Source organism: candidate division WOR-3 bacterium (assembly GCA_011052815.1).
Classification (GTDB): Bacteria; Hydrothermota; Tepidihabitantia; order SM23-42; family SM23-42; genus DRIG01.
Map to the genome: position 1 here is coordinate 22,459 of DRIG01000043.1, position 11,424 is coordinate 33,882.

The 11,424-nt window shown below is 44.4% G+C and carries 8 protein-coding genes and 1 pseudogene; 2 read left to right on the forward strand and 7 right to left on the reverse strand.

The features are described from left to right. Positions 1 to 2 precede the first annotated feature (2 nt). The gene (locus tag ENI34_04085) at positions 3 to 212 is read right to left on the reverse strand and encodes a hypothetical protein (GenBank protein ID HEC78307.1); all 210 of its coding nucleotides are present in this window, start codon (positions 210 to 212) and stop codon (positions 3 to 5) included. 167 nt (positions 213 to 379) lie between these two features. Between ENI34_04085 and ENI34_04090 the strand changes: the two genes are divergently transcribed. After that, the gene (locus tag ENI34_04090) at positions 380 to 2,101 is read left to right on the forward strand and encodes a hypothetical protein (protein ID HEC78308.1); all 1,722 of its coding nucleotides are present in this window, start codon (positions 380 to 382) and stop codon (positions 2,099 to 2,101) included. Then, the gene (locus ENI34_04095) at positions 2,091 to 3,092 is read left to right on the forward strand and encodes a DUF4388 domain-containing protein (GenBank protein ID HEC78309.1); all 1,002 of its coding nucleotides are present in this window, start codon (positions 2,091 to 2,093) and stop codon (positions 3,090 to 3,092) included. The genes ENI34_04090 and ENI34_04095 overlap by 11 nt, the downstream gene beginning before the upstream one ends. Before the next feature lie 38 nt (positions 3,093 to 3,130). On the opposite strand, the gene ENI34_04100 is transcribed toward ENI34_04095, so the two are convergent. The 6 genes and pseudogenes from ENI34_04100 to ENI34_04125 form a co-directional block, all read right to left on the reverse strand. Beyond that, positions 3,131 to 3,316 carry a hypothetical protein gene (locus ENI34_04100; protein HEC78310.1) on the reverse strand — a complete coding sequence of 62 codons (186 nt, stop codon included), beginning with the start codon at positions 3,314 to 3,316 and terminating at the stop codon, positions 3,131 to 3,133. Between the two features lie 35 nt (positions 3,317 to 3,351). Beyond that, complete coding sequence (locus ENI34_04105; protein ID HEC78311.1) at positions 3,352 to 4,239, reverse strand: asparaginase; 888 nt, start codon at positions 4,237 to 4,239, stop codon at positions 3,352 to 3,354. Further along, positions 4,236 to 6,320, reverse strand: coding sequence for a hypothetical protein (locus ENI34_04110; protein HEC78312.1), 2,085 nt, complete (start codon positions 6,318 to 6,320; stop codon positions 4,236 to 4,238). The genes ENI34_04105 and ENI34_04110 overlap by 4 nt, the downstream gene beginning before the upstream one ends. Continuing rightward, the gene (locus tag ENI34_04115; GenBank protein HEC78313.1) at positions 6,321 to 10,385 is read right to left on the reverse strand and encodes a CoA activase; all 4,065 of its coding nucleotides are present in this window, start codon (positions 10,383 to 10,385) and stop codon (positions 6,321 to 6,323) included. 10 nt (positions 10,386 to 10,395) lie between these two features. Then, on the reverse strand, positions 10,396 to 10,998 hold the full coding sequence (locus ENI34_04120; protein HEC78314.1) for a hypothetical protein: 603 nt from the start codon (positions 10,996 to 10,998) through the stop codon (positions 10,396 to 10,398). A 214-nt stretch (positions 10,999 to 11,212) separates the two neighbouring features. After that, a pseudogene (locus ENI34_04125) lies at positions 11,213 to 11,347 on the reverse strand (T9SS type A sorting domain-containing protein). Positions 11,348 to 11,424 lie beyond the last annotated feature (77 nt).

Below are 11,424 nucleotides of genomic sequence, written 5' to 3' on the forward strand. Positions count from 1 at the left end.
CCTTATTTATAGACCTCAATCGCCGGTTCTGGACAGACCATATAACAGTAACCGCATCCTTTGCACTTCGTCATATCAGTGATCGTCGCCGGATGATACCCATTCGAATTAATACGATCTGGAGAAAGGACGAGAATATCCACCGGGCAGATATTATCGCAGCAGAGTCCGCATCCTTTACAAATTTCTTCCAAAATTCTGACTTCGGGCATCAATTCCTCCTTTCTCATACAAAAAATTTAACAGATAAATTAGTAATTAATAATCAGAATCCAATAATTCAATCTCTGAACGCCCTTTCTATTATATCCAATATAATAATAAAGTCAAGAAAAGGGGGGTATTGACATCCGTGAAATTTAATTTATAATGCTTGTATATGGCAATTTTTTTACTCTGTCTGATGTGCCAATTCAGCATTCAATATAAACAGTTCTTGAACTCTCCGGAGAGCGAAGTCGTTTTCAAAGGGTTGACAAGGAAGGAATACAGGGTAGCGGACTTTGCCGACAACCCGGTGATATTGTGGTTTTGGCGCAGCAATACGGGAAGTGCGGAAGCCGATTCATTTCTCAAGAAAATCCATTTGAGAAAGAATTTCCATCTTTCCGCGGTACTGCGGTGGGAAGCGAAAGAAGCCCAGACAGATGAAGAAAAGATGAACAAATTGAACCTCGCCGTTCACTTCGACTCCACGGCGATCGAGAATTTCTTCTCCATATTATCTCTGGCAATAAAGAATCGTGATTTACAGCAAATCAAAAGCGCCTTCGCTCTTCCGATACTCACTGATTTCCGCAGTCAGTTGTTTTTAATAAGCAATATAATACTTATTTTAGCCGCCGCCGTCTTTATGTGCGGTGTCGTCTATGTTTTAATTAAAACGATTCATTATCTTCCGGCAGCGGCTCACCGTTTGGGTCCTGAAAAAGGCGGGCAGATGCTCGACGTCGTAAAGACCATCGTCCTTTTGAGTCCCATCATAATCTTCCGTAATCTCTATCTGATTTTTATCTGTTATGCACTTCTTTTGATATTCATTATGGACAGGCAGGAAAAGAACTGGTTACGGCTGAATCTCATCGTTTTAATCATTATGTTCGTCCTCTCGCTTCCCGTAAACAGCTTTATCTCATTCTTGAAAGAGCATAATTATAATTATCAGGTGTACGAGATGATCAACTACGACAATTCCCTTACCATTGAACCGAACGGTAAAAACAGAGAATTAATCGCCTACGGCCTTAAACAGCAGGGGAATCTTGAAAGGGCGCTTTCTCTTTATGAAGAACTTTATTACAGTGGCAACCGGAACCTCGCCGTAGTTAACAATCTGGCGAATATCTATTTTTTATATAATGAAGACGCCCGCGCCGAATCACTCTATAATTACGCAATCCTGTCAGGAAATAGAGGCGAGCCGTATTTTAATCTGGGACTTTTAAAATTGAAGAATATCGAGTATTCCGAATCCTCACGACTTATGGAAGAGGCGAGGAAGCGGAATTTTTCAAGCCTTCTTAAAGAGCCGGTCGACATTAAACCGGGTAATACTGATTTTTACAAGATGGTCTTTTCCGAAAAGCTGAAATTCAACGGTCTCATCAAGTTTATCTACGTTGTCCCGCTGGTTATTATTTTGATTCTTTCTTTCCTGCCGTTCAAATTCACACCACCGTTTTATTGCGCGACCTGTGGAAAACCTATATGCGGACGATGTCTCAAAGAGGTCGATGATGAAATTCTCTGTGAATCTTGTTTTACAAAATTTAAGTCAGCAAAACGGGCAGAGACAGAGGAAGAACTGCGCCGGGCGGTGAGTAAGAGCAGAAGGCGGCTCAGGCGGTTTATCCTCTATGCCGTAAATCTTTTTATTCCCGGGGCGGGTCTTATATATATAAACAGACATCTCACCGGTTTTATAATCATGTTTTTCGTTATTCTCGGCTATGTCCCTCTGCTCTTTCCCAGGATATTCGTGAAACCCGCCGGTTGGATAGCGATTCCCTTCAGCCCGATCTTCATCCTTATCGCGATGATTCTTGCGTTATTTTCCTACATAATTTCGTTTTTGATAATAAAGGAGTGCGATGCCGATTGAGGGAGATTTAAAAAGCCTTAATCTTTCCAGTGTTCTTCAGTTGATATCCCAGGAACGTCTTACCGGCGTTCTGAAGATAAAGAGACGGAATGAAGTCGTTGATATCGGTTTTGCCGAGGGTCAGATAACCGGTGCATTCTATGAACGGGGTGAGAAGGTTGAAAGATTGGAGGTGTATCTGGTCAGATCCGGCATGATCGGCAGAAACGTATATAAATTAGTGGAAGAGATCCATGAGGAGACGAAACGGCCGATTATGAACATTATTCTGGAAGACAGATATCTGACTACGGAAGAGGTCGAAAGAATCATAAAGTTCAAGATACAGGAGGTTATTGACGAGTTGTTTCAGTGGGAGGAAGGGGCTTTTAAATTTGAAGAGGGTTCGATAATATATCCAAAAAGTTTGATAAAAATACGGTTGAACACAGAAGGATTGATTTTAGAAGCCGCACGGCGGATGGATGAATGGCCCAGAATAAAAGAGGCGGTGCCTTCCGGAGATATCGTATATAAGAAGGTCGAGAGGCCTGAATTGAAATTGACTCCCCAGGAAGATGAGGCACGGGTTCTTTCATTATTAAACGGCCACCGAAGTGTTGATGATTTGATTGAGATTTCAGGGCTTGGAAAATTTCATACTTATTCCTGCCTTTATCGTCTTTTATCTACCGGCCAGATAGAGGTCGCCTATGCAAAGCCCACTGCCAAGAAGATAAGGCCCAAGAGAAAGAAGATTTCCCTCAAGTTTATCACGGTGCCGCTAACGGCCGTGTTCGCCCTGGCGGTGCTGCTGGTAGAGATATTGATCGGTAATTATCTCAGTAAGAACCATTTGATTACTGTAAATATTTTCAACAAGGAGATGTATCAATCTGATTATAAAGATTATCAGGAGATTTTTTTCTTCAGGCACAACAGAAAACCTTCTGTTAAAGAAGTGAAACTTATTTTTGAAAGTGAAGCTCAGGGACCGGGAGAGGCGGATTGACCTTCAGTCGTTTGGTCTAACATCGTTCCCGCGGTGGATTAAAATGGTTTTTCTTTTATTTCAAAATTAAATTGAGTAAGGCTGTAAAGCTGCATAAGTTCTTCATATGAAAAGGTGGCGTTGCAGTTCGGACAGATATAAAACCCGTCTTCCGTGAGAATGAGATCAAAATATTTTGAGGTAAAAATACAAAAAGGGCAGAGTACTTTGTCGATTTTCGCCATGGATAATTATAACCAGGAATGGTTGATTGTCAATCTTAATAGTTGAACGATTTCATTCTTCCTTTCTTTATATAACACCAGGACATCGCCGGAGTGTTGTGGACATTCAGGATCCTTCCTTTTCGATCGATTCCAATGAGCCCACAGCGGCAATTATGTGCGGTCGCATAATCGATTATTTTTTTGCTGGCGAGCGGTGCAGGATAACGCGCCATCAGGGAAACGGCGCGGAATGAGAGCAGATGGCGCATAATCTCTTCACCGTGGCCGGTCGCCGTGACCCCTCCGAAACGGTCGGCATAGATTCCTCCGCCGATGATCGGAGTGTCGCCGAGACGTCCCGGTAGATTCAACGAGATTCCTCCGGTCGAATTGGCGACCGCTATCAGACCGGTCTTATCGATTGCAACGACTCCGATGGTGCCGTAAAGTCCTGCTATCTTTTTCAACTGGGGGAAATAGGAATGGTCGATATTCTTTTTCTTTCTTTTCCAGAGGCGTATTTTTTCTTTTGTTCTGGGGTTATATTTTTTAAGACCCATTTTATAGGCGAAGCTGGCGGCACCGTCGCCACAAAGCAGAAGATGGTCTGTCTTTTCCATTACGAGTCGTGCGACTTTTATCGGATATCTGACGTTTTTGATTGCACCGACTGCGCCGAATTTCAACTCGCTCGTCATCAGGGAGGCATCCATTTCGACTTCACCTGTCAGGTTGAGGTATGAGCCGGTTCCAGCGTTGAATACTTTACTGTCTTCCAGAATCATCGCCGCTTTTTCCACAGCATCAAGGCTGGAACCACCCTGCTTCAAAATTTCATAACCAGCGGCGACGGCTTTTACCAGACCTTGATGTCTTCGCCGGGGGAACTTTATGCCGCCGGCGCCGCCGTTTGCGATAATAGCACAATCATAATGTTTCATCTTTGCCTCGCAATCTTTCCCAGTTTTTTGAATGAGCCTGAATTCAACAGAACAAAATAGAGTCCGGAACCCACCTCCTTGTTATGCATATCCTTACCGTTCCAGTGGACGGTTCTATTGTTAATCATTTCAGGGGTGAATCTTTTAACCAGCCTGCCGGTAATGGAAAATATTTCGACCGTGGGGTTCAAAGAATCAGGATAGTCCAGGATTATATCACAGGAACCGCGGAAAGGAGCCGGTTTTGAATACGGCCGGGCGAATTTTTTTAAAGAGACACCAACGGAATTACTCAGGTTTCCCGTATTTCCGTATCTGTCCTCAGGTCGAACCATATAGTAGTATTCCCCTTTTAGTTTGTTGAAGATGTAGAGCGCAGTGTCCGCCAATGAGTTTCTTATAAAACAGCTGTATTTCAATTCTTCGATCTTGACGTCGTCGATATAAACTCCTCCTTTATTCATCGCGCCATTGGTGTGGTAGGAGATTTTCAGTCGACTGCTCCCGGCAGGCAGAATCAGGGTTCGTTTCCGCCAGCCTTCTGAAACGCCGTAATGAACGTCTTTCAGATTTCCGAATTCAATGATCAACGAATCATTCTTTTCTTCGGTATTGTATGAGAGATAGACGGTCAAGAGCCCGTAGTCGTTCAGAGATATCATCTCTTTCGTTTCGATGGAATTTTTAAGATTGCTTTCGTTTCCCGAGAAAAAAGAGTAACTTCCGGAATATGGGTTGTCAGAGGAAAGGCTGAATCCATCGAAGTTCCATTTTGATGAATCTTCACACAGATCTTCGAATATCGGGTCTATTTCTTTGGTTTCTATTATACTGTAGGTGACCGGCGCAAGATCGTGGGAACCGGACCAGGATAGAGAGAAATCGTTGTTGTTTCCCACTTTGCCGGCACTCAACGATACCGCTGTGGGGTTGATGTCGTCTTCGCCGTAAAACCAGTTCAGGAAATTCACCCAGAGGGTGTTCGACCACTCAAGGTTTTTGTAATAATCATACATCTGTTTGAATTCCAGATAACGGTAGGGAAACCAGATGGTCAAACCGGTTGTTCTTGCGAAATCACTTCCTCGATAGTCAGAGACGATGATGAGGTCATTGTAGATATTCATCAGTGCTTCACTCATTGAAGTTTTTAGCGTTTTATGCAGTGCATTTATGAAATCACCGAAGTCCACCAGTTCATCTTCAGGATGCGGAATCAATCCCATGGACGGTATCGTCTGGACGGTTTCCCGCAATTCCATGAGTTCTGCCGCAGGCAGGCCTTCAAGCAGGGATGAAAAGAGGTCATCTCCGCTTTGTTTCAGTTTCGTCAACTTTTCCGCAGCGATTGCGGAATAAGTCACCGGTTGAATATCGGCGTAGTACTCGACGTTGACCTCGACGATTTTTTCCGCAAGGTCGAATTCATCGATTCCCGGGTCAAGACGCAGGACCTCGAAAATCCCGTCATACTTGAATCCCTGTAGCGGACAGACAGCCTGGGACGCCAGAAACATCCTTACGTAATTTTTTACTTCATAAACGACCTCTGTCTGCTGCATCAAACAGGCGTCAAAGGCGAGGATATCTATTTTTTCACCGGTGTAATCATACGCCGTACTCACCGCCTTTTGGAAATCACCGTTCGATATACTGAGCCGGCTTCCGCCGGACCAGTCGTTGCCGAATGTTCTTCGGGGCGCCAATGACCAGCCGGTGCCGTGATCCCAGAGAATTACAAGGTATCTGTCCGCAGGATAGTTTGTGATACCCCAGACAAGAAAATCAGAGAGTGTCTGCCAGTTGCACATATCAGTGATCCCCAGATCGGCAATCTGAGAATTGCCGCCTTTTTTTATAAGCAGACGTCTTGCTCCGATATATGGTTTGTCCACCTGAACAATGATTGCGAAATCGTCGGTGGACCCGACGGCCTCCATCTCTACGAGGTCTGAGTCCGCCCATTGAGCAAGGTCATTGTCCGCCGCCATATATACGAGGGTCGTCCACTTACGGCAGAACAGAACCAAAGGAAAGAGCAACAGGAAGAGAATTTTCCGAAGTCCGGCGCTGATTTTCATCTACACTTTTACGACCGACAGGTTGTTCCTCGCCTGGCTGACGAACGTTTCCAACCGCATCTCATCGATCGAATGTTCAAGACCGTCAAAGGCGAGAACAAAGAGAGGAAATTCGGGAAATTCTTTTTTGACTCTTTTGTATAAGGTCGTAACGATGTTCCCGGGCATGCAGGTGAAAGGCATTACATTTATGACCCCTGAAAAATGTTCTTTGATGTACTCAATCGTTTTGCCGATCGACAGGATTGCTTCTCCTTCGAATGAGGGGTGTAAGATTTTGTCGGCGTAGTTTAACAATTTTTTTATTTCTGATTCCGGTGTCAAACCGAAAATTTTGTAGATTTTGTTGTGACGCCATTTCATATATTTATCAAAGACCCGGGTGAAATTCGCCCGTCGATATTCACGGAACCATTGACAGTTCTTTATCCGCGTGAAGTTCGTATAGAAGAACCACTCGGCGATGGACGGTAAAGAAACCTCACAACCGAGGTCTTCAAGTTGTTTTATAAGAAAGTTATTGCTGAATTTTTGTGACCGCACATAGATTTCGCCGACGACGCCGATTTTCGGTTTTTCCCGATAGACCGTTTCGACGCCGTCCAGTTCCCTCTTTACTTCTTTTAAAAATCCGATGATGCTTCTGCCTTCTTCAACGAGAATACATATCTGTTCAAGGGCTTTTTTGTAGATTTTGTCTGTCGTTCCTTTTTTTTTCTCATAAGGTCTTATTTTCCTGCATTTCGCTTCGAGGGCGTCGACGGCGCAGATGCCGTCCCAGGTCAAGGTAAGGAAGCGCATACCCATGGGACCCAGATCGTCGAAGAGACTCGGTCCTTGATTAGGAGCGTATATCGGAACATCATCGAAGCCGAGTCGATCAAGTATAAGTCTGTGGAGTTTATAGTATTGTCCGAAGCGGCAGGGACCAGAACCCTGCGCCATAAAGAACGCACTCTTTTCCGGCGCAAAATCAGGGGCGTTCAATTTTTTAATCATATCGCCGGCAGTGAGAATCGCCGGGAAACACTCATGTCCTGAAGTGAATTTTCTTCCGAGAATCACCGATGTTTGATCCGGGGCAGGAAGAACAGATGCATTGAAGCCGGCGTAGCGCATTGCACTCGCCAGAATTTTTGCTGCATCACACATATCCGGAATGTAGATTTTTCGTTCTTTCGGCACTTCACTTCTTGCCTTTATCTTTTTTGGTTCACCGATGCTCTTTGTTCCCCTTATACTGTCGTAAAACGCTTCACAGCGGGTGATGAATCCGGCGTCACCGGAATGTTCATCAAGTTCAAGAAGCAGAAAAGGTTTCTCACCGAGTTTTTCTTTGAAGAAGCGGGTCAGGAAGGAATCCGGTCCGCAGGAAAAGTTTGAAAGATACACGGCGAAGAGTTTACTGTTTTCCCTGATTGTCTCTGCGGCGGACAGAATACGCTGGCCATAGTGCCAGTACATATTATAGAAGTCTTCTTTGATGGCTTTGTAATTCAAGGGAATAAAGTCGATGGGGATCGAGAGAACGTTCAGGTCACGCAATTTCCTGGGTAGATCCAGATTCATCCCCAGGTCATAGCCGTTATAAGGGCGGGAACAGATTACAAATGCAAAATCTTTGATACTGGCCAGGGCGTCTTTCGCGAGGATTTCTATCTTTTCTGTAACTTCTGCCTGGTGCTTTTCTGCCTTTGCTATGGCGTTTTTTATCTCCGTGACGGTTTTGTTGAACCGCCTGCCGAATTGAATGAGTGATTCTTCGATACCTTCTCTGCCGCGGTCGAAATAGATATACGGAGAGAAGACTTCCACATCCGTGTCGAATACAGCCCGCGCCATATAAGGAAGGGTCTGGACATAAGGGCAGACAAAACACCGGGTGAACTTTTCTTCTTTGTTCGGCATAGTGATGACACTCGGTATAAACAATTTTTTTATTCCTTTGTTGATGAGGGTGCGGATGTGTCCAAAGGCGATCTTGACCGGAAGACAGGTGTCTGCGACAGAGATTTCGGTTCCGAGTTCAATCGTTTTGCGGGACGTAGGCGGAGAGAGCACGGGTTTGAAACCGAGTTCAACCAGGAATCTGTAGAAGAACGGAAAGAGTTCATAAAAAATCAAACTTCTCGGTATGCCTATTTCGACGCCGCTCACCTCTTTTGTTTCGAAGAAGATTTCATTGCGCATTCTGAAATAATCAGGAAGATTATTCGTGTTCTTTCTCTTCTTTTCTTCATATCGTTCACACCTGCCGCCGTAATATATTGTCTTTTCACCCTCAATCACGATTTTATTTATTTCACACTCATTGCTGCAGTGTTTGCAGATAAACGACGAAGATTCGTAATGTCTGGAACCGAGACTGAAACCTTTGAATTTCGTCTTTTTTATCTGGGCTTCCCGAACAAGAAGAGCGATTCCAATCGCCCCGGTGATGTCGTAATTGGTGGGGACATTGATCTTTTTTTTCAAAACCCGCTCAAACGCTGAAACCACCGCTTTATTCGCCGCCACCCCTCCTTGGAAAAATATCTTATCACCGATATGTTTACCGTTGACGACGCGGTTGAGATAATTGAAGACTATTGAATAACCGAGTCCGGCAAGCAGATTCTCACGCTCTTTTTTATCCTTCTGGTGGTGGATGACTTCAGAGCCGATAAATACAGTGCATCGTTCGCCGAGATTTATCGGGGCGCTCGCCTTTAATGCGAGATCACCGAATTCCTTCAGTTCAATGCCGAGTACCTCAGCCTGTTCTTCAAGAAAAGAACCCGTGCCGGCGGCGCAGACCTTGTTCATTTCGAAGTCAATTATGGTTTTGTTCTTCAAACTGATGAATTTTGAGTCCTGTCCGCCTATTTCAAAGATCGTATCAACATCAGGGTCTATTTCAACCGTTGCTCTTGCCTGGGCGGAGATTTCATTTTTGATGACATCCGCGCCGATGAATTCTCCTATCAGATAACGTCCGGAACCGGTCGTCCCGACACCGATGATTTCAACTTTGCCGTCCATTTCTTTTTCCAGTTCTTTCAGCCCCTGGAGCACCACCTCGATCGGTCTGCCTTTTGTCCAGAGATAGCGGCGGGCGAGTACTTTACCGTTTTTATCCAGCAGGACAAGATTGGTTGAGATGGAACCGACGTCTACCCCGAGGTACGCTTTGGTCTTTTCCGTGGGAGGTGAAGCCGTGATTATCGGAGACCATTTTTTATGGCCGTCGAGCGGCGCCAGCCTTTTTATTTTCTTGGGCCGTGACAACCATCGTTCAAACTCACGGTATCCGTGATACGTTCTGTTTTCAAACTCCCTTGCCTTAAGTACCGCACCGATGGCTCCGATGCTGTTGTAATATCTGGGAATGATGAGGGAATCGGAAACAATGTCGAGGACTTTTCGAAACGCCATTATCATACCTTGATTCGCCGCCACTCCGCCGACAAAGGCGATCGGTGTAGAAAGTTTTTTACCTTTGGCGATGACACTTTTGAAATTTCTTGCGAGGGCGAAACAGAGACCGCACATCAGGTCTTCAGGTCGGGTTCCGATCTGCTGCAGATGAATCATATCGCTCTTTGCAAAGACCGAACACCGGCCGGCGATACGGGCGGGATTTTTGGAACGGAGGGCGACGTCCCCGAACTCTTCAATACCGAAACATAATCTCCGTGCCTGCTGATCAAGGAATATTCCGGTACCCGCGGCACATATTGTATTAGAGGCGAATTCTTTGATCTTTCCGTTGCTTACGTTTATCAGTTTTGAATCCTCTCCGCCGATTTCGATTATTGATTTGACGTCGGGGTGGAAATAGAGCACTCCGTTTGTGGTTGCTTCAACCTCGTTTATGTATACTGCATTCAGGACATCTTTTAATTCCTTCAGAAGACCGCCGGTGACGATCAGCCTATCGATTCTGTCAAATTCTTTAAGGACCTGGAGCAGAAGATCGTACGGTTTTCCGTGATGCTTTATATAAGCGGTTTTTAAGAGCCGGCTGTTTTTAAATTCGGCATATTTTAAACTTACAGAACCGATGTCAATGCCGCATTCATACATTGAGTTTGTCTTATGGTGAGTAAAAGACTCCTACTGATATATGGTAATCCGTTGTTTGGGGTGATGTATCACTGTCTTTTGGTTGAAGGTTCGCTGTAAATTCAGGAGAGATTCTCAGTTTTGTCAGTTTGATTTCAGCACCGATTCCGAGAATCAAGAAGCCGCTTGTGCTGGAGCCTTCAATCTTATCTTCTACGGCAGTGCCGTTGTTGAATTCGAATCTGTCGATACCTTCAAATTGAATGTTAATACCGATTCCCAGTCCGAGATAAGGAGAAACCAGCGGGATCATCCCTCCTTTGAGAGACACAAGGATCGGAAAATAGAGATTTTTATATGAATACGTTCTTGTACCCAGAAGTTCATCGCGGCTGTAGTTTGTCGTACGGAATTGCGGAACCATATCAATTGATATCAAACTGACGAAGTCAGTACCCATTCCGAAGCCGAAATGCATTCCAGTACCGCTGAAAGAGTCACCGCCGTTGCCGGGGTCGTAAGAACCAGGATTGAATCCCAGTTTTATCCCTACTCTGGTGCTTATCGGAGACGACAGACACTGGCCAAAGACCACGACCGAGAGGCCGACAAATATTATCAGTAATTTTTTCATAGATACCTCCAGACAAGAATTATACTTTAAAAATCGAATAAGTCAATCTATAACTTGACAGATGTTAGGTAAAAGTTAAAACTGGACTATTTGGGGTATTTTTTAAAAGATAAAACTGGACCGGGCGATATCAGAAGGCAGAGGGGTCAAATTTACCTTATTCCACTATCTGCTTTATCTGATCCGTAATTTCAAGATATTGTTTTTTGTGCTCTTATCTTACAAATACCAGTTTCTTTACTACAGTTTGGGTACTCAAGCCGAGTTTAACAAAATATACACCCTGGGTAAGTGCATTCGTATCTAAATTTATTACATAAGAACCTGACCCATTATTTATTTGTGTCTGATTATAATAAAAAGCTCAAAATACCAAGGGTAAAAAGTTAGTCTCAGGAAATATTTCGTAAAAAATAAAGTTTAGAA